The organism is Exiguobacterium sp. s161 (assembly GCF_018619045.1).
In the GTDB taxonomy this organism is placed as follows: Bacteria; Bacillota; Bacilli; order Exiguobacteriales; family Exiguobacteriaceae; genus Exiguobacterium_A; species Exiguobacterium_A indicum.
The window spans coordinates 187,261-210,157 of the sequence record NZ_JACSNH010000002.1 but is presented as its reverse complement, the minus strand read 5'-3'; the positions used below and the strand labels follow the sequence as shown (position 1 = coordinate 210,157).

Annotated in this window: 26 protein-coding genes and 1 riboswitch; of the genes, 23 read left to right on the top strand and 3 right to left on the bottom strand. The window is 48.1% G+C overall.

Annotated features, from left to right (window positions below; translation table 11 throughout):
* Positions 1-85 precede the first annotated feature (85 nt).
* From KNQ14_RS08650 to KNQ14_RS08615, 8 genes are all read left to right on the top strand, one after another.
* The gene (locus tag KNQ14_RS08650) at positions 86-1,780 is read left to right on the top strand and encodes an IucA/IucC family protein (RefSeq protein WP_214860701.1); all 1,695 of its coding nucleotides are present in this window, start codon (positions 86-88) and stop codon (positions 1,778-1,780) included.
* The gene (locus KNQ14_RS08645) at positions 1,737-3,362 is read left to right on the top strand and encodes an IucA/IucC family protein (protein ID WP_214860699.1); all 1,626 of its coding nucleotides are present in this window, start codon (positions 1,737-1,739) and stop codon (positions 3,360-3,362) included. Before KNQ14_RS08650 ends, KNQ14_RS08645 begins: the two co-directional genes overlap by 44 nt.
* Positions 3,349-4,545 (top strand): AMP-binding protein, encoded by a 1,197-nt coding sequence (locus KNQ14_RS08640; RefSeq protein WP_174316120.1) that lies wholly within the window; start codon positions 3,349-3,351, stop codon positions 4,543-4,545. Before KNQ14_RS08645 ends, KNQ14_RS08640 begins: the two co-directional genes overlap by 14 nt.
* Complete coding sequence (locus tag KNQ14_RS08635) at positions 4,533-4,784, top strand: phosphopantetheine-binding protein (protein ID WP_023467837.1); 252 nt, start codon at positions 4,533-4,535, stop codon at positions 4,782-4,784. Before KNQ14_RS08640 ends, KNQ14_RS08635 begins: the two co-directional genes overlap by 13 nt.
* The gene (locus tag KNQ14_RS08630) at positions 4,777-5,775 is read left to right on the top strand and encodes a DUF6005 family protein (protein WP_214860697.1); all 999 of its coding nucleotides are present in this window, start codon (positions 4,777-4,779) and stop codon (positions 5,773-5,775) included. The genes KNQ14_RS08635 and KNQ14_RS08630 overlap by 8 nt, the downstream gene beginning before the upstream one ends.
* Positions 5,723-6,550 carry a sugar phosphate isomerase/epimerase family protein gene (locus KNQ14_RS08625; protein ID WP_055967256.1) on the top strand — a complete coding sequence of 276 codons (828 nt, stop codon included), beginning with the start codon at positions 5,723-5,725 and terminating at the stop codon, positions 6,548-6,550. The genes KNQ14_RS08630 and KNQ14_RS08625 overlap by 53 nt, the downstream gene beginning before the upstream one ends.
* 94 nt (positions 6,551-6,644) lie before the next feature.
* Complete coding sequence (locus tag KNQ14_RS08620; RefSeq protein ID WP_214860695.1) at positions 6,645-7,757, top strand: glycerol dehydrogenase; 1,113 nt, start codon at positions 6,645-6,647, stop codon at positions 7,755-7,757.
* A gap of 147 nt (positions 7,758-7,904) precedes the next feature.
* Positions 7,905-9,053: an FAD/NAD(P)-binding protein gene (locus KNQ14_RS08615; RefSeq protein ID WP_214860693.1), complete on the top strand. Its 1,149-nt coding sequence runs from the start codon at positions 7,905-7,907 to the stop codon at positions 9,051-9,053.
* 226 nt (positions 9,054-9,279) lie between these two features.
* On the opposite strand, the gene KNQ14_RS08610 is transcribed toward KNQ14_RS08615, so the two are convergent.
* Positions 9,280-10,017, bottom strand: a complete 738-nt coding sequence (locus tag KNQ14_RS08610) for a peptidoglycan DD-metalloendopeptidase family protein (protein WP_058265243.1) — start codon at positions 10,015-10,017, stop codon at positions 9,280-9,282.
* Positions 10,018-10,343: 326 nt separating this feature from the next.
* On the opposite strand from KNQ14_RS08610, the gene KNQ14_RS08605 reads away from it, so the two are divergent.
* The 8 genes from KNQ14_RS08605 to KNQ14_RS08570 all read left to right on the top strand — a co-directional run bounded on the left by KNQ14_RS08605 (position 10,344) and on the right by KNQ14_RS08570 (position 15,468).
* Complete coding sequence (locus tag KNQ14_RS08605) at positions 10,344-10,805, top strand: NUDIX hydrolase (protein ID WP_214860691.1); 462 nt, start codon at positions 10,344-10,346, stop codon at positions 10,803-10,805.
* 86 nt (positions 10,806-10,891) lie between these two features.
* Positions 10,892-11,767, top strand: coding sequence for an SDR family oxidoreductase (locus KNQ14_RS08600; protein WP_214860690.1), 876 nt, complete (start codon positions 10,892-10,894; stop codon positions 11,765-11,767).
* Between the two features lie 10 nt (positions 11,768-11,777).
* Positions 11,778-11,969: a hypothetical protein gene (locus KNQ14_RS08595; RefSeq protein WP_251138347.1), complete on the top strand. Its 192-nt coding sequence runs from the start codon at positions 11,778-11,780 to the stop codon at positions 11,967-11,969.
* 155 nt (positions 11,970-12,124) lie between these two features.
* Positions 12,125-12,505 carry a GntR family transcriptional regulator gene (locus KNQ14_RS08590; protein WP_214860689.1) on the top strand — a complete coding sequence of 127 codons (381 nt, stop codon included), beginning with the start codon at positions 12,125-12,127 and terminating at the stop codon, positions 12,503-12,505.
* Positions 12,498-13,175: an ATP-binding cassette domain-containing protein gene (locus tag KNQ14_RS08585; RefSeq protein WP_214860687.1), complete on the top strand. Its 678-nt coding sequence runs from the start codon at positions 12,498-12,500 to the stop codon at positions 13,173-13,175. Before KNQ14_RS08590 ends, KNQ14_RS08585 begins: the two co-directional genes overlap by 8 nt.
* Entirely contained in the window at positions 13,172-13,987 is an 816-nt protein-coding gene (locus KNQ14_RS08580; protein WP_214860686.1) for a hypothetical protein, read from the top strand. Before KNQ14_RS08585 ends, KNQ14_RS08580 begins: the two co-directional genes overlap by 4 nt.
* A 10-nt stretch (positions 13,988-13,997) precedes the next feature.
* On the top strand, positions 13,998-15,092 hold the full coding sequence (locus tag KNQ14_RS08575; protein ID WP_214860685.1) for a hypothetical protein: 1,095 nt from the start codon (positions 13,998-14,000) through the stop codon (positions 15,090-15,092).
* 82 nt (positions 15,093-15,174) lie between these two features.
* On the top strand, positions 15,175-15,468 hold the full coding sequence (locus KNQ14_RS08570; protein ID WP_214860684.1) for a hypothetical protein: 294 nt from the start codon (positions 15,175-15,177) through the stop codon (positions 15,466-15,468).
* 28 nt (positions 15,469-15,496) lie between these two features.
* Here KNQ14_RS08570 and KNQ14_RS08565 read toward each other — a convergent pair whose 3' ends face one another.
* Positions 15,497-15,985, bottom strand: coding sequence for a DoxX family membrane protein (locus KNQ14_RS08565; protein ID WP_214860683.1), 489 nt, complete (start codon positions 15,983-15,985; stop codon positions 15,497-15,499).
* A gap of 126 nt (positions 15,986-16,111) precedes the next feature.
* Entirely contained in the window at positions 16,112-17,296 is a 1,185-nt protein-coding gene (locus KNQ14_RS08560; RefSeq protein ID WP_214860682.1) for an MFS transporter, read from the bottom strand.
* 190 nt (positions 17,297-17,486) lie between these two features.
* Here KNQ14_RS08560 and KNQ14_RS08555 point away from each other — a divergent pair, with 190 nt between their 5' ends.
* The 7 genes from KNQ14_RS08555 to KNQ14_RS08525 all read left to right on the top strand — a co-directional run bounded on the left by KNQ14_RS08555 (position 17,487) and on the right by KNQ14_RS08525 (position 22,873).
* Positions 17,487-17,912, top strand: coding sequence for an OsmC family protein (locus tag KNQ14_RS08555; protein ID WP_023467853.1), 426 nt, complete (start codon positions 17,487-17,489; stop codon positions 17,910-17,912).
* Positions 17,909-19,129: a beta-N-acetylhexosaminidase gene (nagZ, locus tag KNQ14_RS08550; RefSeq protein WP_214860680.1), complete on the top strand. Its 1,221-nt coding sequence runs from the start codon at positions 17,909-17,911 to the stop codon at positions 19,127-19,129. Before KNQ14_RS08555 ends, nagZ begins: the two co-directional genes overlap by 4 nt.
* 56 nt (positions 19,130-19,185) lie before the next feature.
* A riboswitch (TPP riboswitch) is annotated at positions 19,186-19,288 on the top strand.
* Between the two features lie 82 nt (positions 19,289-19,370).
* Positions 19,371-19,964 carry a thiamine phosphate synthase gene (locus tag KNQ14_RS08545; protein WP_214860678.1) on the top strand — a complete coding sequence of 198 codons (594 nt, stop codon included), beginning with the start codon at positions 19,371-19,373 and terminating at the stop codon, positions 19,962-19,964.
* Positions 19,961-20,905, top strand: coding sequence for an FAD-dependent oxidoreductase (locus KNQ14_RS08540; RefSeq protein ID WP_214860676.1), 945 nt, complete (start codon positions 19,961-19,963; stop codon positions 20,903-20,905). Before KNQ14_RS08545 ends, KNQ14_RS08540 begins: the two co-directional genes overlap by 4 nt.
* A complete protein-coding gene (thiS, locus tag KNQ14_RS08535) occupies positions 20,902-21,102 on the top strand; it encodes a sulfur carrier protein ThiS (protein ID WP_055967304.1) in 201 nt (66 codons plus the stop codon). The genes KNQ14_RS08540 and thiS overlap by 4 nt, the downstream gene beginning before the upstream one ends.
* A 2-nt stretch (positions 21,103-21,104) precedes the next feature.
* A complete protein-coding gene (locus KNQ14_RS08530) occupies positions 21,105-21,869 on the top strand; it encodes a thiazole synthase (RefSeq protein WP_214860673.1) in 765 nt (254 codons plus the stop codon).
* Positions 21,866-22,873: a ThiF family adenylyltransferase gene (locus KNQ14_RS08525; protein ID WP_214860672.1), complete on the top strand. Its 1,008-nt coding sequence runs from the start codon at positions 21,866-21,868 to the stop codon at positions 22,871-22,873. The genes KNQ14_RS08530 and KNQ14_RS08525 overlap by 4 nt, the downstream gene beginning before the upstream one ends.
* Positions 22,874-22,897 lie beyond the last annotated feature (24 nt).

Here is a 22,897-nt window from a genome sequence, read left to right as displayed (position 1 = left end):
TGTATACGCACCATCAAAAACGGGGAAACCCGTTTTTCTATTGATGTGGAATGAGAATGATTTTCAATAAGGGGAGGAACAGAGCGTGCGAACATGCGAAGAACAAATCGAGCGATTAGCGACCGAGGTGACGCTTCAATCGTTCATGAACAGCTACATCAGAGAAGTGAACCCGGGCGAATGGGTCAACGAGAGACCGTTTGATGCATCCGAGACATCCTCTTTTTATTGGATGAAGCCGTATCTCATCGAAATCAAACGTCGTTCCATCATCGGACGCCACGAGATTGGAATGATTCGTGAAGAGACAAAAAGCGGATGGCGGGAAGTTTCAGCCATGTCCTGTATCATCACCTGTTGCATCAAGCTTCAACAAAAAGACCCGAATCAAACGGACTTACTCTTTCGCGTTCTTGACAGTCACCGGACAGTGCAATTGATTTTAGAGGAACAGCTGAACGCACAAGAGCAAGAGACGTTCATCGATTATGAACAACGCTTGTGGTGTGGTCATTGGTTCCATCCGACCCCGAAAAGTAGAGTCGGTATGACCGACTGGCAACAAAAAGCGTATGCGCCTGAATTCCGTCAGCCGTTTCAACTTCACTATTTTACAGTACATGAGACATTGCTCGAAGAACGTTCAGGTAGCAACGAGACGATTAGTCAGCTGATGAAAAATCAACTGGGTAACTTGATTCAAGCGACAGAGCAAGAGCGAGTCATTCCAATTCATCCGCTTCAAGCCGAGTATTTGTTACGTCAGCCGACAGTCGAGCAATGGTTTGAGCAAGATATTCTCCGTTATCATGGCGCATCTGGACCACTCTATAACGCAACTTCGTCGATCCGGACCGTCGAATCACTCGACCGAAGTCATATGTTGAAGTTATCCATCCCTGTCCAAGTGACGAACTCAAGACGCGTCAACAAGCGGCACGAATTAGAGGCCGGTTATTTGATGCATCGCTTGTTTTGTCATCTGTCTCTTCCTGATACGTTTGACCTCATTCACGATCCTGCGTATTTAGCGATCCGGACTAAAGAAGATACCGGATTCGAAGTCATCCTGCGAGAACCTGCACCCCACGCGGTAAATGTTGCAGCACTCGTCCAACCGGCATTACCGAATTCGGAATCTCTCCTGCTGCGGCTCATTCGGCAGTCGGGATCAATCGCATCGAAACATGTCACTCGGTGGTGGAAACAGTACCTGGAGTTGACGTTAGGAGCAATCGTTACACTGTATGAGGAACAAGGAATCGGACTCGAGGCGCATCAGCAAAATAGTCTCATCACATTCGAAGACGGATGGCCGGTTCGATATCACGTCCGGGATAATCAAGGCTATTACTTAGCAGACACGAATCGAGATTCCTTTACCCTGCTGGAACCGGAACTGAAGCATACGACGTTGTTCTACCCAGAAGAAGTCATTGCTGAGCGTTTGACGTACTACATGATTTGGAACCATCTAGCGAGTATCATCGACCGATTGGCAGCAGACACATTATTAAAGGAAGAAGTTGCTATCGCGTTACTGCACGAATGGTGTCAAGTACGAGTTAAAAGTCTAGAAGGGCGAGGCAGAGCTTGGCTTTTGATGTTGTTAGAATCGCCGACACTTCCATACAAGGCGAATTTACTAACACGCCTACAAGGACTCGATGAACTTGAAGTCGAGGGGGAACGGGTTTGTTTCATCGACTTGGATAATCCGTTACGGGAGGGCAACTATGCTTTACGACAGCAAAACACGCATCTGCAAACAACTTCTTGAGAGTTTGTTATTCGAGCGGATTCTTCCTTTTACTGAAATGATTGTCGGAATGAAGAATCGTTTTACATTCCACATAAAAGATAGTGAAGTGACAGTCGAAGGAAAACGCGGTCCTTTCGACCGAATCCGGCTCGACATCACGACGTTACGCTCATCGAAGTCATCTGGCGTCAACGACTGGTTTGAGCATCTCTTGACGCAGTTGCCGATCCCGTACGACTTTCAGGAAGAGTTGCGACGTACACATGATTTCGATGACTCGTCGCAACGACATCGTCTACGAATCCATCGAGCAGGCTTAGATTATGAAGAGTTGGAGCAGACCATCATCGAAGGGCATCCCTATCATCCTTGTTATAAATCAAGGATTGGTTTTTCGCGAGCTGATCACGAGGCATACGGACCTGAAGCGGGCAATCGCTTCCAGTTACATTGGATTGCCTTACCTTCTACGCTCGTTCAAGGGAGTGGAATCCTACCTATTCCACTGATTCTTGGAGAACCTCTTCTACATATGTTTTTAGTCAAACTGGAAGATTTCAACCAAATCGATTATCAGATTCTTCCTGTCCACCCATGGCAATGGTTACGTATCAAGCAGGAGGTGGCACAAGTCGGAGGTGTCGACTTAGGCGAAGGCGGGGTATTCGTGCAAGCGACGCAGTCGATTCGAACCGTTTTTTGCCCAGGTCAGCCCGAACTACCGCATATCAAATTGCCGCTCGACTTGAAGCAAACGTCAGCCGTTCGGACTTTTTCCGTGCCGAATGTCGTGGCAGCTCCTGCAGTATCGGATTGGTTGAAAAAACAGGCGAGTGAATTGCCGATGACGTTGTTATCTGAATTTGCTTCATGCGTCGGCTCGAGCGGTCCACTTGCGGGTCGGGTCGGCTGTGTCTTTCGTGAAAACGTCTTGACGTATGTTCACAAGGGGGAACAGGTCATTCCCTTGACAGCACTTGCTCAAATCGAGGTGGATGGACGACATTTTTTAGGACCGTGGTTGGAACGATATGGTCATGAACGGTGGCTTCGTCGATTCTTCGTCGTCTATCTCGAACCAGTCATTCGACTCGTGACCGAGAAAGGCATCGGTGTGGAAGCTCACGCCCAAAATACGTTACTTGTCTTACGGGACGGATGGCCGGAACGGATCATTCTCCGCGATTTTCATGATAGCGTCGAGTTCGTCACCGAGTTACTCGACGATCCATCGGATGTACCCGATTTTAAGAGGCTACATCCTGATTTTGATGCACCGCTCAATACCTATTATGAAATGTCACACCCGCTTGCCTTACGCGAGCTGCTGTACGATACATTATTCGTCTATCATTTGACGGAACTAGCGTATCAACTTGAACTGACGGAGAACTTGAATGAAGCGACGTTCTTTAATTGGATGCATCAGACGATCGAGGGGTTGCCGATTGATCGTGACCGACTAGAACGAATCGGATGGTACGAACAAAGAGTAACGGCAGAAGCCTTACTGGCACCACGGTTTGGTTTGACGAATCAAATCGATGTAAAAAATTCACTCGTTCAACGAGGAGAGGAAGACGATCATGCTATGGATTGAGAAAGAATGGGTGACAGCAGAAGAATTGACGACACACGAACTGGTGAAGCAATCGTTCATAACGGAAGGGAAGACCGTAGCCATCTGTACGTCAGATACAAAAGCATGGTTAGCCCTCTGTCTTACGATGCGACGTATGAATGGAACAATCCTTCCCATTCATCCGGAGACGCCTGTTTCTGGTGCTGAGCGTCTAGCGATACAAGCCGGATGTGGCTATTTGATTTATCAAGAGACCATCATTCCGCTTCCGGAAGCGGAAAAACGTGCGGGTGGATTGATTCAATTCAGTTCCGGTACGACGGGGCAACCCAAAATCATTCACCGGACATGGGAGTCGATCGAGACGGAACTGAATGCTTATACGAACAGTTTTCCGCTGACGACGAAAGCGACGATCGTTGCTTGTCCGACGACACACTCATTCGGATTACTGTGTGGAGTGTTCGCGACTTTAAGACGCGGAGCAACACCAGTCATCCTACAAGACTTCTCACCACGTCATGTGCTAGCAATCCATCGTTTGCATCCGGACGCGATCATCTATATGGCACCGGGACTAGCGTATGCGATGAGTTTGTTCCCGGAATCCGTTCACGCAGTGATGATTTCCGGGATGACATTACCAGAAAAGTGGTTCCGTTCGATCGAACGGAAGACACGTCATTTGCTTCAACAGTATGGCTGTTCAGAAATCGGTTGTATCGCACTTCATCCGAATCCGCCGAGTCCGCAAGCGATCGGCTTTCCACTAGAGCATCTTGAGATTGAAACTGGAACGAAGGGAAAACCAGCAGAATTAGTCGTTTCGCAACAAGGTGTACGGATTGGTACGAAGGATTTAATGTACGTTGAAGACGGGCTGCATTTTCTTAGCCGACTCGATGAGATGATCAATGTGTCTGGCTTATCCGTCTATCCCGGAGAAGTCGAAGATGTCTTGTATCAGCTGCCGACCGTCGAGGCTGTCGTCGTCTTTAAACGAATGGATGCGTTCCAAGGAGAGCGCGTCTGCGCTCAACTCGTGACGACGGCATCGGAGGAAGAACTAAACCAACATTGCAAGAAGCATCTCGCACCTCATCAACGACCGACGGAGTGGCAACTCGTTGAGCAAATTGAGCTGTCTGCGAATGGGAAAGTGAGTAGAAAACGATTGGGGGAACAAACATGTCCCGTTTAACGATTGCGCAATTCGAAGATATACTGACCGAACAGCTCGAATGGTCATCATCTGTCGCTATTTCGACAACAGACTCTCTACGAGATGATCTAGGACTGGATTCGATGCGCTTGATTCATCTGTTGCTTCACCTTGAATTGGAACATGGGTTAGTGATTCCAGATGAGCACATGTCAGCTCTTCCCAAAATGCGAGTAGAAGAGTTAATGTCTGTTTTACAGGAGGTCATACATGATTAAAGTACACTGTCTCGTCAGTTGCGTCTGCGAGACGATCAAACGATCGGCCGCTGACCATCGTCCCTATTACTTTGGCGTGTGGGATTCTTCGTTTTCCTTGTCAGCCGATTATGTCCTCTCGCATCATGATGAGAAGATCAACCATCAGGAGATGCTTGTTTGGTATGAACGTCTTTACGGAATCCCAGTCGAAGAATGGTATGATCACAAACAATCAAAAGAAGAAAACATCACTCAGCTGATTCAACGGATTGAACAGAAAAATATGGACGAGTCAGTGATTGTCATGTTGGATTTAGCTAGTCTACCTGAGCGCGAAAATAAATTTCACCATGATGTGTTTCCCCACTACGTCATGTTAGAGGCGACAGAAGATCCGGAAATATGGCATATGCTTGATCCTGATTTCCGGTATGAAGGTGAACTAGAAAGAGAACATATTCTTGCAGCAGTACGCCATCGTGCTGTCGCTGGTGGGTTTGCGTTTCGAAGTACGGATGTTCGAATACCGAATGCGACGACGGTAAGTGCGTATTTCATGAGTTGTATAAACGTACAACATCCATTGACTGAGGCAGTCAAACGTGTTGTGCATCACTATCGTGAACAACCTGAGGGATTACCGAATGCCTTAAAGCAGTTACCTGTCATTGCCATTCGAAAATATGCCTATGAGCATGCATTTGCTTATTTATATGAGGCGATCGGACGCGACTTGCAGACATCTGATTTTGAAGAATGGACGGATGAGGTTGAAACATTAGTCAATCAATACTCTGTCATCCAGCATCGGGCTGTCAAATACGCTGTAACGCGCCAACCGGAAGTGTACTTAGAAATCGAACGATTGATCGAAGAACAATGGGCACGGGAGAGTGCAATCAAACGGCAACTCGTCGACACGTTCCATGCGTATCAACGACAGGAGGGAATTGAACATGAAACTCGCACTCTGTACGATCAGCTATCGGCATCATCTGCGTTCATTTAATGATTTGATCGATTTTGCTTCAGAAGAACACTTTGACGCCATTGATATTTGGGGAGTTCATGCTGAACATTTAAGAACGGAAGAAGTCGATCGGCTGAAGTCGTCCCATCTGAACGTCAGTATGTTGAGTCATTATTTAAATTTAAACGCACCGATGTCAAAACTACTTGCGGAGACGAAACGACTCTCGCGATTAGCGACACGAATCGGAACGCAGCGCATCCGCATCTTTGCGGGGAATGAGGCGAGCCATACCTTATCCGATGCCAAATGGGATCAACTCGTTTATCGGTTGAAGGGGATTTGCCGTGTCCTTGATTCTGCAGGACAGCGATTATTACTTGAATTTCATCCGAATACTGCAACAGATACGGTAGAGGCAACGATACGTTTACTACAAGCGATCAACCACCCGGCATGTCGGATCAACTTTGACGTCTTACACGTCATCGAATCAAAGGCAGATCCCGTCGAAGCATACTTCAGACTCGCATCGTATGTGGATCACCTACATTTAAAAACAGTGGCGAATGTTGATCAATTTTCAGTCTTTGAACCAACAAATGTCTATGCGGCAAGCGGATCGCGGGAAGGGATGGTTCCATTGTTCGAAGGCATCGTCGATTATCACCAGTTCTTTGAAGACGTTTCAGGTCATCTCGATCACTTGACAGCAAGTCTCGAATGGTTCGGTCCTGATCCAGACAAGCGTTTAAAAAGTGATCGACTTCTTATTGTTCAAGCACTTGAAAGAGTACCCGTTTTGTCAAAATGATTCGAATCGATGGGGTTTAAACGTCAGCAGAAAAGGCAATTCCTCTACTGTATGTCATTGACTATCGTGTCCCTTACAGAAAGGATGTTGAAACATGTCAGAACGTGTCTTCATTAGTCCCTCAAAGTATGTCCAAGGAAAGGATGTCATTGACCGGCTCGGTACATATGTGAGCCCGTTCGGTGAAAAAGCGCTTGTCATCGCGGATGATGTCGTCTGGAAAATCGTCAAGGAACGTGTTGAGCATTCGTTGTCCGGCGAAAACGTCGGCATCGAGAAAGCGGACTTCAGTGGTGAAGCCTCACGGCATGAAGTGAAACGAATCGCTGAGCAAGCACAAGCGGCAGATGTCCAGTTCGTCATGGGTGTGGGAGGCGGAAAGACGCTCGATACGGCAAAAGCCGTCTCGGATGAGCTGAACGTGTCCGTCGTCATCGTTCCGACGCTTGCTTCGACCGATGCCCCGACGAGTGCCCTCTCGGTCATCTATTCTGACGAAGGGATTTTTGAAAGTTATCGCTTCTATAAGAAGAATCCCGATCTCGTTCTCGTCGATACGAAATTGATCGCCCAAGCACCAGCCCGTTTCTTCGCGTCCGGAATCGCCGATGCGCTCGCGACGTGGGTCGAGGTCCGGAGTGTCGTCGCTTTTGGTGGACAAACGATGGCAGGGGGACGTCCGACGATTGCGGCACAAGCGATCGCCAAACGGTGTGAGGAAGTCTTGTTCGAGCATGGTCGCTTGGCGTATGAATCCGTTCAGGCGCAAGTCGTCACGCCGGCACTTGAAGCCGTCGTCGAGGCAAATACGCTCTTAAGTGGACTCGGCTTTGAGAGTGGTGGATTAGCTGCAGCGCATGCGATCCATAACGGGTTTACAGCGCTGGATGGTGAGATTCACCACTTAACGCATGGTGAGAAAGTTGCCTTTGGTACACTCGTTCAACTGGCGCTCGAAGAACATCCACAAGAAGAAATCGAGCGGTACATCGCGCTCTACACGGATCTTGGCTTACCGGTGACGCTCGAAGACGTCAAGCTAAAAGATGCGTCGCGTGAAGACATCGTCAAGGTCGGCGAGGCAGCGACTGCTGAAGGCGAGACGATCCACAGCGGTTTTAATGTCACGGCGGATGAAGTCGCGGATGCGATCATCGCAGCTGACCGCTATTCGAAAGCGTATCTAGCGAAACATGCTTCTTCCTGATTGATGCGTTTAAATCCGCTTCCTCTACCGAGAGGAAGCGGATTTTTTATGGGCTTTCGTCGAATGACGCTTGAATTCTTCTTAAAAACACGCTATCGTTATAAAACGTAATGATTACGATTTAATTAAGGTGAAGGAGTTTTTGTGATGACGGATCGATATGAATGGGTGATTGTTGGCGGAGGAATTCATGGAATGACGGTATTCAATGCCTTACGTGAAAAAGGAATCGATCGGGAGATGATACGGATCATCGACCGTCATCGGCAACCATTGATGAACTGGCGGAAACAAACCGAACGGATCGGCATGCCTTACCTACGTTCAACTCGAGTGCACCACACTTCGACGAATCCGACGAGTCTCAGGCATCATGCGGAAGAACAGGATTATACACATCAAGCCTTCAAGGATACATACGGACGGCCATCCTTGGAATTATTCAACGACCATGCTCTTCAATTGGCGAAGCAAAATGAAGTGGAGGCGAGCTGGGTCCAAGGGGAAGTCGCACGGCTAAGACGAGAAAGCGGAACGTGGATTGTCTCGACAGACGAAGGCGAGTTACGAACAAACCATGTCGTTCTCGCTCTCGGACAATCGGAACATCACGTCATGCCAGAATGGGCGAAATCGGCGCGTCACGTTTTCTTATCGAAGCACGATACACCACCGGTCGTCATCATCGGAGGTGGGATTAGTGCTCTGCATCATACGATTCAATGTGCCGAGCGCTATCCCGGGCAGGTGACTCTTCTTTCACGACGTCCGCTCGAAAAAAGTGCATTCGATGCCGATCGAAAATTCATGGGACAAAAAGGATTGACACCATTCAAGTCCTTGTCGGCTAGCGAGAAACGAGCGCTGATCGTACAGGAGCGTCGCCCGGGAACGGCAACACAGGATTTGATTCAACGTGTCCGTCATCTGATTCGAGAAGGAATCATCAGTCATGTGATTGGTGAAGTCGAGCAGGAAGTCGAAAGCGGAGTAAAGCTGATGGATGGTCGTATTCTCACCGCTGAATCGATTATTTGCGCAACGGGTATCCGTCCGATGGTCGTTGAAGGATCTTGGCTTGAAGCCGTCCAGCAAGAGTTGAAGCTGCCATTATCTCCTTGCCGGACACCATTACTAGATGAAGAAACCTTTGAATGGGGAGAGAATCTATTTGCGACAGGTAGCCTCGCTGACTTAACGGTTGGTCCGTTCGCTCGCTCGATTTACGGAGGACAAGCCGCAGCGCGTGCGATCGCCTCGACGATTGAAGCGAAACAGACAGAAATGCTCGTCTAACACTATATCGCTATCCCCGTAAACATTACGAGAAGTCATGTTTACAGGGATTTTAATGAAAGAAAGACAATCTTATCAATTCAACGAATTAGTCTTGTAAGATTTAACGCTAGTCGCTTGCTATCATCATGAAAGTAAGTTGACTCATTTGGGTGTAATTGGATAAAATGTAAAATTAGATGGAATTCAAAAAAAAGGTACCCCGGACGGAGTACCTTAAACGTATTTATAGGAAAGCGAGTGGGTTGACACTGCTTGCTGCAGACGAACCGCTGTAGGTGTAGTTTCCACGGTGGATCTCGAAGTGCAGGTGAGATCCGAATGAGTTACCAGTGCTACCGACAGCTCCGATGTTCGCGCCTTTCGGGATTGATTGACCGACAAAGACAGAACGTTTGCTAAGGTGAGCATACACTGTTGTGTACGAAATACCGTTCACTTTATGTTCGACCATGACATGGTTACCATAAGCTCCCTGATATGATGATTTGATGACTTTTCCGGCAGCAGCTGCTTTAACGGGTGCTCCAGTCGGTGCTCCGAAATCGATGCCGTTATGGAACGTGTAGCCGTACTTACCGCTAGCATTCCCGTAGCCTTGCGTGATTGGTCCGCTTGTCGGACGCATGAATCCAGTCGATGAAGAGAACGATGCTTTTTTCGCTGATTTATTAGAAGTATTGTACTTCTTGACGTAACCAGAATAGACGTAGCGTTTTTCACCTTTATGCATGATTTTCGTCCAGTTCCCTGTCTGACCGAGGTATTTGAATGTTTGACCCGCATTGACGCCGTCGACGATACGGTGTTTTAACGATGGACCAGTCCGGACGCGAAGTCCATCTGCTTTAATCTTTACTTTATACGATGAGCCAGAAGAGGCTTCAACTTTACCTGTACCCGTAGCTGCAAAACCTGAAACAACGAGGGCGCTCATTGCTAACGTCGTGATTGTTCGTTTCATGAATGTTCCTCCTAAGTTGAATATCTAGTGTTGTCGTCGGAATGACATCTATAGAAGTGGATGCGTTTAGTGTGTGTTGAAGTGAGTGATGCGGTCATTTGACTAACGAGAGTATAGCATTCAAACATCAGACCTTTGTGTTTCAATTCGATTGCTAAAATATATTCTAATAACATTTGTTGTAATATTGAGTATCCATTCAATTCGAAAATCCTTTAAAATCAAGATGAATTCGTGTTACAACGAGATGAATTTGATGACAAAACGCAATCGTGGGAAATGATGAGAAAGTATGGGAATCTAATAAGAAGAGAGTAGGTAATGGGATGGATTTGACGTTTACAGTAAATCAAAAAAAGCTTAACATTCGCGCAGTGGCGCTGTTGATTCAAGATGGACATCTTTTGATTCATCGTCAAGGAGAAGATGATTTTTGGTCATTACCGGGAGGGCGTGTCCAGTTCGGTGAAAGTGGTGCCAAAGCGATCGAACGTGAGATATTAGAAGAACTCGGTCAGTCGATTGAGCCACCGGTCTTCCGTTTCCTCCATGAAAATTTCTTTGAGTACGCCGATCACCAGTTTCATGAACTAGGAATGTTTTATGAAGTCGTTTGCAGAGAGCCAATGCCACTTTCGACGGAAGACTTTTACGGTCCAGAAGGCGACGGATTGACGTATCGCTTCGTTCCGTTCGACAAACTGGATCAGTATACATTGTATCCAAGTGAACTCGCGCATATGTTGCAGACGAATTTCTTCCCAACTTTACTGACGAATGACATCTGACTTTTCCGGAAAAACGTTTATAGATGTATCGCAAGGGAATCGTTGAATATGTAGTTCATTACGTTAGCTAAGGGAGCTGACCGTTCATGAGAGAAGAGCAGTTCGAAGCGATGCATCAGGAGGCGCGAGGGCAGACGCAGGAGCGACAGCCGGGAATCGAGTACGTTATGAAACCGGAACCGATCTACGATGATCCAGATTATGTCGGTTCGGGGAAATTAGCAGGGAAAGTTGCCCTGATCACCGGTGGGGATAGTGGGATCGGGCGTGCTGTTGCAGTCGCTTTCGCCAAAGAAGGGGCGAATGTCGCGATCGTTTACTTAAATGAGGGGAAAGACGCTGAAAAAACGGTGGCAACCATCGAATCATACGGCGTCAAGGCGTTAAAGATTGCGAAGGATATTAGTCGACCGGAACACGCACAACCAATTATCGATACCGTCCTCGCAGAATTCGGTCAATTGAATATTCTCGTCAATAATGCCGGCAAGCAGTTTCCGCAAGATGACTTTCTAGCCATCACACCGGAGCAACTCCGAGAAACGTTCGAGACGAATGTATTCTCGATTGTCTATCTGACGCAAGCCGCATTACCTCATTTGAAAAAAGAAGACACGATCATCAATACCTCGTCCGTTACAGCATATGCCGGCGCACCGACGTTGATCGATTATTCGGCGACGAAGGGAGCAATTGCGACACTGACACGTTCGCTTGCATCAAACTTGATCAAACAGGGGATTCGGGTTAATGCCGTCGCGCCCGGTCCGATCTGGACGCCGCTCATTCCAGCGACGTTCACGAAGGAAAAAGTGGAGGCACACGGGGAAAACACGTTAATGAAACGCCGGGGACAACCGTCGGAGAATGCAGCGGCTTATGTCTATCTCGCCTCCCGCGATTCAAGTTACGTTACAGGTCAGACGATTCATATCAACGGCGGCGATTACATCACGTCTTAAGGGGGAAAACATGATGAAGAAAAATCCGAATGAAGTGCCTGAACGTGAACCGGATCATCAACCGAATGAAGTTCCACAGACACCACCGAGCGAGGTGCCAGACACACCACAGGAAGATCCTGTCCGTCAACCGGAACCGGATACGTTCCCAGAACCAACCGAGATTCCCGATACACCTCAGGAAGATCCAAATCCCTATTAATGAGTTGACCATAGTCACCGTCCAAGAATCGGATGGTGACTTTTTCATGATTAAGAAGACAAACCAGCTTGACAGACAAACTGTATGGTGAGTATGATACAGAAGAGAAGTGTATTAATGTTTTAATACATTACACAGGAAAGGGAGGTCTACCGATGCAGTTCGACCAAAGAAGCCCGGTGTACCTGCAGGTCGTCCGTTGGTTCAAACAACGAATCGCGACCGAGGAATTGCAAAGCGGGCAAGAGATCCCGTCCCGCCGCGAAATCGCCGCACAGCTCGGAATCAATCCGAATACCGCACAAAAAGCATACAAAGAGATGGAGGAGCAGCAATTGATTACGACAGAACGAAATGTCCCGAGTAAGATTACACGCGATCCACAAGTCGTCCAAAAAGTACGTGCCGAGATGCTGGAAGAAGCCGTCTCTGAATTCATCGATGCCGTCAAAGCGATTCAAATCCCACTCGATGAGGTCGTCTCGAAGGTCGAGACCGTCTATCAGGAATCGGAACGGAGGAAGATCGATGCTTGAAGTCCATGGCTTACAAAAGAAGTACGGGAAAAAACCAGTCCTTCAAGGCGTATCGTTCTCGGTCCCGATGGATCAACTGACGTGTCTGATCGGTTTAAACGGTGAGGGGAAATCGACGATCCTGAAGGCAATCGCAGGTCTCGTCCCGGTTAACGCGGGAACAGTTCTCGTCGATGGCGAGGTCAACCGAAACAAGGTTGCCTTCGTTCCGGATATCCAGACGATGCCCGGCTATATGACGGTCGGTGACGCGCTGACGTATATGGCGGATTATTATTCCGACTGGAACCAAGCGACTGCGGATGAATTGATGCGGATCTTCCAGCTACTCTCGACAGATAAGATTACGGACTTATCAAAAGGGAACCAGGCGAAGGTCAGCTTGATTCTCGGATTTGCGCTCGATCGTCCGTACTTACTACTCGACGAACCGTTCGCTGGGATTGATCTGTTTACGAAGGAACAGATTGCAGGACTATTTTCGAGTCACTTCATGGAAGGACGCGGCATCCTGATGACGACACACGAAATTCAGGAAATCGAGCACTTGATCGACCGGGTCGTCTTCTTACAGGACGGTCGGATCATCGATGAACATGAGACGGAAGAGATGCGGGAACTTTACGGGAAATCGGTTCAGGACCGGATGCGGGAGGTCTATTTGCGATGAAACAATACATACAATTGACGAACGAAGAGATTAAACGGAGTTTTAAGCTTTATGTAATCGCCGTGCTTGTGATGGCAGCGATTGAGTTAGTGTCGGTCGTTGTAAACGTCAAACTACATGAGCGCAGAATTGAAGATTACTTGAAGTCAAATACAGCTACATTGTATGAAGCATTCAATGACATCGGAAAAATTTCATTCATTGATACAACTTCCTTTTTCAGTTACATGACATTGCTTGGTGTAGCATTAGTCGTTATTTATTCTATTCAGATTTGGTACCGCGATTGGATAGGTGAAACGAAGTATATCTATCGTTTATTGATGCTTCCAGGGAATCGTGCAAGTATTTTCTTCTCGAAATTGACAACAGTTTTTTTAATCATCATGAGTTTTCTTGGTATCCAATGGTGTTTGATTCAAATTGGTAACCGTCTCTTCCGGTTGGTTGTTCGAGAGGATTATATAGATAAAGATATCTTAAGAACTGTCGGAAGTACGCTAGGCGAACTATTTTCGCTGAATTTGACGAATTTATTTGTAATTCTTGCATTATCATTGTTCATTGTAAGTTTTATGTTCTTGCTTGTATTAATTGAACGCTCCTACCGTAAATGGAGTGGCTTCATTCGAGTAGGAGTCGAGATTTTCATCATGGTCATCTGTTCAGTATCGAGTATATATTTTCTAGAGCAGACTAAGCTGTTATTGAACTCGGAAAAGGCATATGTATTGATGGGCTTGTTTGTTGTCTATTTTGTTTATGTGATTTGGAGAAGCCTTCGTTTATTAAAATGGAAAATTGCTGTTTAAGGAGGACACTATGCGTTCAATCAAATATGTATTAATTTTAGGTGTCATCTGTATCGTGTCTTTAGGATTTTACGTTGGGCAGGTACTCTCATTTGATAAAATAAAATTTGTAGTCGAAACGAAAAAAGGCAATCCAAATGAAGAAGTTGTTCAGAAGATGGAGGTTCGTCTCAGTGAATGGGGACTAAATCCGAATGAATATGGTATTTCGATGAACGGGAATGTTACGCAACGTAACAAATCAAAATTTTCATTTATTTTCAGCGATGAATCTGGCTGGAGTGATGCTCCCCGATCGTTCCAACAATTCATTTGGAAGAATGACACACATGTATTTACACAAGATTCGATTACATATGGGATCAATAGGGTGAACGATGACAAACTTGAGCTTCAATATTGGAATGCACAGACTAAGAAATTAGTGAGTGCAAAAATTAAAGTGCCTAAAACTCAAATGAACAAACAGTTACGTTATTCTCCGTTTCAACGAACAGCGGATATGTTATTGATTGATTCGTCTACTCTTAGTAAAGAAATAGAAAAAGAGCACATCTATCAAATCGATTTAACAAAGAAATCGATGACAAAAATCAAATTACCTGACCGTCTAGGAAAAGGGGATACAATTCGTTCATTTTATGACGGAAAAATGATCGTTGATCAAGAAAGAGAATTAGAATATCCTGATGATTTTCTTACCGAGACTGTCGTAAAGGATGGCAAACAGTCAAAAATATTAAAAGAATTCGATGATATCTACGCATCATATGTCATAAACGATGGAAAATACATCATAGGTCTTGAAGATTCTATTGAAGAACCATCGGATGAGAAAAAACTAGAATGGCAAATCTATAATTTAGAATCAAATCAATCATCTGCCAAATCGATTCAGTTTGATTCGATAGCATCAGATGAGGATTTTGGGTATACAAACATCAGTGTAGATCATGATCACATCTATTTCGCTTATAAGACGAAAAAAGATGAAGTCAAATCATTGGTGATCGATCCACTGACATCTGAGATTGTTTATGAAGCAAATATTTATAAAAAAGATTCAAAAAATAACATCTACCTTAATGAAGTCACAATAAATTAATAAAAGTAACCAATTTCCACTCCTAATTTGAAACCTCCCGTTTTCTTCCAACGTATAAAGACTATACAAAGGGGGAACTGACATGCAATTCTTGATTTTTGTCGTCTTCGCAGGTGTTATGTACTGGTTCTACTACAATTTCTTACTCGGGTACCGTAAGAAAAACATCACAATGACGTTCGACGATCGGTTTTATTCACTCGACGAACATGTCTCAGCAATCGAACAAAAGCTTGCAACGGATGGGCATTCGGCACGTTATCTCGGTGACCGTCGCTTTGAAGTCGATGGCAAACCTTATCTGTTCCTCGAGCGGACAGTCCCAGTCGGCGGGGTTCCGACACAGCAGACGATTCTCGAGCAACAAAAAAAATAACTCTCCCGCGTTTGGGAGAGTTTTTGCGTTAGACCGGAATCCGGTCGAGGGGATGTGGTTGTTGCGACGCACGATACCAGCGCATGATCCAGTGATCGATACCGATTTGATACGCAAAGCGGCCTGCAGCAAGTAAGACGATTGAGGTTGCTAAGAACAACGGGTTTAACGCAATCGTTCCAGCAAGTAAGTAATTGAGATTCATGATGCTTCCGACGACCAGTGCAGGAACCGTCAACAGACTGAGGATCAACAAGATCCCGATGACGAGTTCTGCGAACGGAATCAAGACGTTGATCAGCCCGACGTTTGGTAAGGCAAGTTGCTCGATCCACGTCGCGTACCACGAACTGACGAGTGCGTCTTCGCCTATCGCTTTCGTTAGCGCCCCTTCAAGAAACGGTTTTGCATCAAAGCCATTGATGTACTTGCCGATCCCGGCGATGAACCACTGAATTCCGAGCCAGAGCCGGATGATCGTCAATAAACTGATGCCGATGATGTGTAATGCTTTCACTTTCAGACACTCCTCTACTACAACATAGTCCCCATCATACTGAAAAATCATCAGTAAGATGGGGACTATCATCATAACGTCATCGAACCGTCATCGACCTGTTACAAAAAAGGATAAGGTAGCCGTTCATGACCGCTGATCGAGACGATGACTGATTGCAGTTAATAAAGCAGCGACAAGCGCAACAAGCCCACCGACCAGTGCCGTGTTCATCATCGGACCGTTCGCATAAACGATGCCACCGAGTGCCGAACCGAAGGCAATCCCGACGTTACTCGCAACCGGCATCAAGGAAGCGGCGAGTCCTTTTGCTTCCGGATTGAACTTTTCAGCAAGGTCGATCAAGTAGATCTGTGTCGAAGTCGTCAATAAAATCGACATCAACGACATCAAGGCGATGTTGAACAGACCAAGCGGAAGGGATACTGTCGTGAAGTATAACGCAGCAAGGACGATTGCTTGCACGACGAAGACGAACCGTAAGCGTCCCATCGGATTTTTACTAGCAATCTTGCCGGCAAGGATGTTACTGAAGATCGAGACGACACCGTAAGCGAGCAGGATCGGACTAATCCACGTTTTCGCAATCCCAAGTTCTGTTTGCAGAATTGGTACGAGGTACGTGTAGACGACGTAAGTTGCTCCGAAGCCGAACGACGGAATGAAGAAGGCGATCAGGATCCGTGGATTAGCGAGCAATCCAAGCTGCTCCTTGATTGAACCGGAGCCCATCGATTGCTGGACGGGAACGATCTGCCACACAGCGAGGAACGCAATCATTCCCATGACTGTCGTCAGCCAGAACGTGGCTTCGAAGCCAGCGTGTTGCCCGATGAACGTACCAATCGGAACACCAAGGACGTTCGCGAGTGTAAAACCACCGAAAATGAACGAAACGGCGACACCGCGCTTCGCGACAGGTACGCCATCGCTTGCGACGACCATTGCGAGCGAGATCAAGACACCGGTCAGGATGGCTGTCAGGATGCGGGTGGCGAGCAATACTTCGTAACTTGGAGCAAAACTACTGGCAAGGTTCAGTAAGACCCAAACGAGTAACAGACGTAGAATCAGGCGACGCCGTTCCAAGTGACCGGTCAGCGACATGACAATCGGTGTACCAATCGCAAAGGAGATGGCAAATGCCGAGACGAGCGTACCGGCTGTTGCGATCGTGATATCAAGGGCTGAGGAAATTTCAGCGAGGATCCCGACGATGACGAATTCGCTTGTTCCGAGAACGAACGTCAGGAGCGACAACGTGGCGATCAACAGCCAATCGCGTCGACTTAAACGAGTAGTAGGTGACATGGATGATTCCTCAATTCTGGCGCTTGCGCGCGAAACTATGAGTAACAGGATAGCATGAAACGATTTCGTCGGGTATCGCAAAGCGAGAATTCGGGAAAAGAACCATTATTCGAAATAGCGTGTGAATTTCCAGGCTTGCTGTTTTTTGCGTATACTACAGAAGAAGACTACTGACAAAGGAGTGGAAACGATGCAAGCGACAGTGACATGGAACAAACAGATGGGGTTTAGTGGACAGACGGAATCAGGGCATCATCTTGCGATGGATGCAGCACCGGAGAACGGTGGCGAAAATCAAGCACCAAGACCGACTGAACTGCTGCTACATGCCGTTGCCGGCTGTACTGGAATCGACATCGTCTCGATTTTAGAGAAGATGCGCTTGACGATTACTCATTTCGAAATGGATATCGAAGGGGAACGGGCAGAGGATCATCCGCGGCGCTTTACGTCGATCTCGATTCATTACCGGCTCGAAGGTGATCTCCCGGAAGATAAGGTCCGTCGCGCCATCTCGTTATCAAAAGATAAATATTGTTCGGTTTCGCAATCCTTGAACGCTGAGATTTCCGTCTATTATTCCATCAATGGTGTCCGGAGCGAGGATCCTTTGTGAAGAAAGTAGCACTGATCGGTTGCCTGTTGCTTGCAGGGTGTGCGCAGGAGACGACGGAACCAACGAAACCATCACAACCGGAAACGAAGCAACCGACAGAAGAAAAGAAACCGAAACCTGAACCAACGAAAGAGGAACGACAACAAGCACGATTAAAGCAGCAACTTGAAGCGATGTCGACGTCAGAAAAGATCGATCAACTGCTCTACATCGGAGTCGCCGGCACGGAACTTTCAGCAGCTGACCGGAAATTGTTGCAGACGCATGCGATCGGTGGGGTCTTACTGCTTGGTGGGAATATTACGTCAGAAGATCAACTCTTGACGTTCACGCGTGCCATTCAAGAAACGAACCAAAAACCGTATGCCTTCGTCGGGGTTGATGAAGAGGGCGGACGGGTCAGCCGGGTACCGGATCAACGATTACGTCTCCCGACGAGTCAACGGATGGCGCAAGGTGCAGATGCTGCAAAAATGGAAGATGTCGGACGTACGCTCGGTCACCTGTCACGATTTTATGGGTTCAACATGGACTTCGCACCGGTCCTTGACGTCAATAGCAATCCGAACAATCCAATCATCGGCGACCGTGCGTTAAGTGCTGATCCGAAGACCGTCGCGACTCTCGGTACGGCCCTGATGCATGGGATGCAAGAGACGGGAACGATTCCGGTCGTCAAACATTTTCCCGGTCACGGCAATACGAGTGTCGATTCCCATGTCGGTTTGCCGAAAGTGACAGCATCAAAGGAAGAACTGAAGCGAACGGAACTGTTACCGTTCCAAGAAGCGATTCAAGAGGGCGCCGAGATGGTGATGGTCGCCCATATTCTCTATCCCGCATATGACGATCAAAATCCATCTTCGCTCTCGAAGCCGATCTTGACTGACCTCTTGCGTCAACAACTCGGATTCAAGGGTGTCATCATCACGGATGACCTTGTCATGGGGGCGATCACGAAACGATATGGTCTTGCGGAAGCGGCACGCCAGGCACTTGTCAATGGAGCAGATATGGCGATGTTTTCGGAAGCAGGTGCCTATCCGAAGGTCCACACCGAAGTAATGCAAGCCGTTAAAGACAAAACGCTGACGCCTGCGATGCTCGATGCTAAAGTGATGCGGATCTTAAAGCTGAAGCAGACCTATGCCGACAGCCAGAAGCAACAGCGACCGACGAAATCGGAGCTTGTTCAGCAAGTGGAAGCGCTCAACTAGGACTAGCGAAGCAAAGCGACTCATGCTAGACTAATGGGGCAAGCCAATTAAACACGAAAAGACACTAGGGGAGTCTCGCAGCAGACTGAGACGGAAGTATCCGGACCCTTTGAACCTGATCTAGTTCGTACTAGCGGAGGGAAGTGGCTCGAAACCTTAGATATCCTTAGCGCTTCAGCGCATTTTCGGACCACTCCCTTCAACATCGGGAGTGGTCCTTTTTCGTATGGAAAGGAAGAACATGATGCGTCTACATCTGATTTCGACGGGATCCATCAATCCACGCGATGGAGTGGAAACCTTTCAATCGCTTCAACCATATACGGATCAGCTTCATCTTCGAGAACCAAATTTGTCGGCAACAGAATTGGTAGAACTGATTGACGCGCTCCTTGCGAAAGGGTATTCGCCTGAACAGTTAACGGTTCATGACCGGGTCGACGTCGCCCATGTCGCTGGTATCGGTGTGCAGTTGACCCGACGATCCTTACGCGTCGGCGATGTAAGGCGACACTTTCCGGATCTCATCATCGGGAAATCCGTCCACTCTCTGGCAGAAGCACTTGCAGCGGAAGCGGAAGGAGCCGACCGACTGCTGTACGGTCATATTTATCCGACAGCGTCAAAGCCGGATCTACCACCGCGAGGGATCGATGCCTTGAAGCAAGTTGTCACTTTCACGACGAAACCAGTCATCGCAATCGGCGGGATCACTCCTGATCGCATTCCTGAAATCGCAGCGACCGGTGCAAGCGGAATCGCTGTCTTATCCGGTATTCTCGGTCAAGCGGATCCGCTTGCTGCCATTCAGCGTTATCAGGGGGTACGGGTATGACGGATCACATCATAATCGGTGGTGGAGTCATCGGTTTGACGCTTGCTTACAGTCTCGCTTGTCAGAACGAATCCGTTCTTGTCCTTGATCGCGGAACATGCGGACAAGGGACGAGTCGGGCGGCTGCCGGGATGCTTGCGACGGACATCGAGCTGAGAAAAGAATTGCATACGCTTGCCGCGAGAAGTCGCCGTCTGTATCCGTTACTTGCGCGACGCCTCACGCGCGAGACCGGGATCGATTGTGGCTACCGGGAACAACCATTTTTATTGAAACGAAATGGGCAAGAATACTTATTTCCATCGGTCGGTCAAATCGATCCGCGACGACTAACGACTGCATTGATGTATGCCTTACACGCACGTGGCATATCGATTGAAGAACAGGTAGATGTCACACGCATCGAAGAGAACGATGACTTCATCAGGATCGAATCGAACGCAGGAACGTGGACCGGACGAACAGTGACGGTCGCTGCCGGACGCGGGTCGCAAGCCTTGCTCGATACAGTCGGAAATTCGATCGCGACATATGGGGTCAAAGGGGAGTGTCTCGCCGTCCGTCTCGCGGGTCAGCCGTTACGCTCGATTCTGTTTGATGAAGCCGTCTACCTCGTGCCAAAAGCTGACGGACGGATTTTGATCGGTGCGACCGAACTGCCGCACGACGAGACAGTCGGCGTCAGTGTCGCTGGGATCATGTCACTGCTTCAAGCAGCAGAACGACTGTATCCACCGATTCATGACGCGGTCATCGAAGAAGTCTGGTCCGGTGTACGACCGCAAACGGTGTCCGGCTTGCCATATATCGGAGGCACCGATTCATCCCGTCGGATCTTCCTAGCGACAGGGCATCATCGGCATGGCATATTACTCGCACCAGCGACAGCGGAAGTCTTGGTAAATACATTACGGTTGATTCAGAAGGAGGAAGTCCGATGAACATTACGATTAACGGCAATGACCACACGATCGAACAGATTAAAACAATTGAGGACATGCTAACGCAACTCGGCTTAGGGGAAAAGCTCGTCATCGTCGAACAGAATCGACAAATCATCGATCGCGCGGTGTATGGTCAGACGGTCGTTCGGGACAATGACACATTTGAAATTGTTCATTTCGTAGGAGGAGGATAAACATGCTGAAAATTGGAGAAAAGACATTTGAATCACGATTATTACTCGGAACAGGGAAATATACGGATGCTACGGTACAGCAGAAAGCGATCGATGCGTCCGCTTCACAAATCTTGACGTTCGCCGTCCGTCGGCTCGATATCTTCGACAAACAACAAGCGAATTTCTTGGAGTCGCTTGATTTAGCGAAGTACGATCTACTTCCAAACACGGCTGGTGCGAAGACGGCGGAGGAAGCTGTTCGGTTAGCGAAGCTTGCGCGGGCATCCGGTATGTGTGACATGGTCAAGGTCGAAGTGATTGGTTGCGATAAGACGTTACTACCTGATCCGATCGAGACGTTACGGGCTTCTGAAGAATTACTCAAAGAAGGCTTTATCGTCTTACCGTATACGTCAGACGATGTCATCCTTGCACGGCGACTCGAGGAACTCGGTTGTCACGCCATCATGCCGGCTGCATCACCAATCGGTTCCGGGCAAGGCATTCTCAACCCACTTCATCTACGATTCATCATCGAGCAGACGACGGTCCCGGTCATCGTCGACGCCGGGATCGGTTCACCGACCGACGTCGCCTATGCGATGGAACTGGGAGCGGATGGTGTCTTATTAAACTCCGCTGTTGCCCATGCTCAAGATCCGGTCAAGATGGCGCACGCCATGCGACTAGCTGTCGAAGCAGGTCGCTTCGGATACGAAGCGGGACGTATCGAGAAGAAACAGTATGCGGTCGCGAGTAGTCCAACGAGTGGATTGATTCGATGAACCGTTACTCACGGCAAACTCGATTTCAACCGATCGGGGAAGCGGGACAAGCACGCTTGGCATCAGCGAAGGTGCTGATCATCGGCATGGGAGCGCTCGGAACGGCGTCGGCAGAGCAACTCGTCCGCGCCGGTGTCGGCGTCGTCCGAATCGTCGACCGTGATTATGTCGAGTGGAGTAATCTACAACGACAACAGCTGTATACCGAAGACGATGCGCGTCAAATCGTACCAAAAGCGATTGCCGCAAAAGCACGGCTTGAAGCGATTAATTCGACGGTGACGATCGAAGCTCATGTAGTGGACGTCGACCGGGCAGCGCTGACGTGGCTTCTCGATGATATCGATCTGATCATCGACGCGACGGACAATTTCGATATTCGTTTGCTGATGAACGACATGGCGTTGATGCGTTCGATTCCGTGGATTTACGGTGGCTGCGTCGGCAGTTATGGGATCACGTTTACCGTCCGTCCCGGGGAGACGCCGTGTCTGCATTGTCTGCTCGATCGATTACCGCGGGATCAGGAGACGTGTGATACGGCGGGGATCATCGGACCAGCAGTACAGATGGTCGCTTCCTTGCAGGTGACGGAAGCGTTGAAGTGGTTGAGCGGAAAGACGGACGCCATGCGGACGCGCTTGCTTGCGTTTGATGTCTGGTCGAATATGTTCCAACAAATCAACGTCCAGTCACTGAAGCAAACGGAGTGCCCGTCGTGCGGCATCGAACCGTCCTACCCTTACTTATCGGATCAAACGGTTCATTTCACGGCACTGTGCGGTCGGGATGCCGTTCAAATCCGGGGAGACGGACAGCGGGATCTGGAACAGTTGAAACAACGTCTCCAGCCGGTCGCTGCGATTTCCGCTCATAATCCATATTTGCTGGCGTTTACGACGGACGAACATCGGATGGTCGCTTTCCGAGATGGACGCGTTCTAATTCATGGCGAGGCGGATCTCGTCAAAGCGAAGCGGCTCTATCATGCCTATTTCGGCTAACGTTCACAAAACATTAAAAACTAA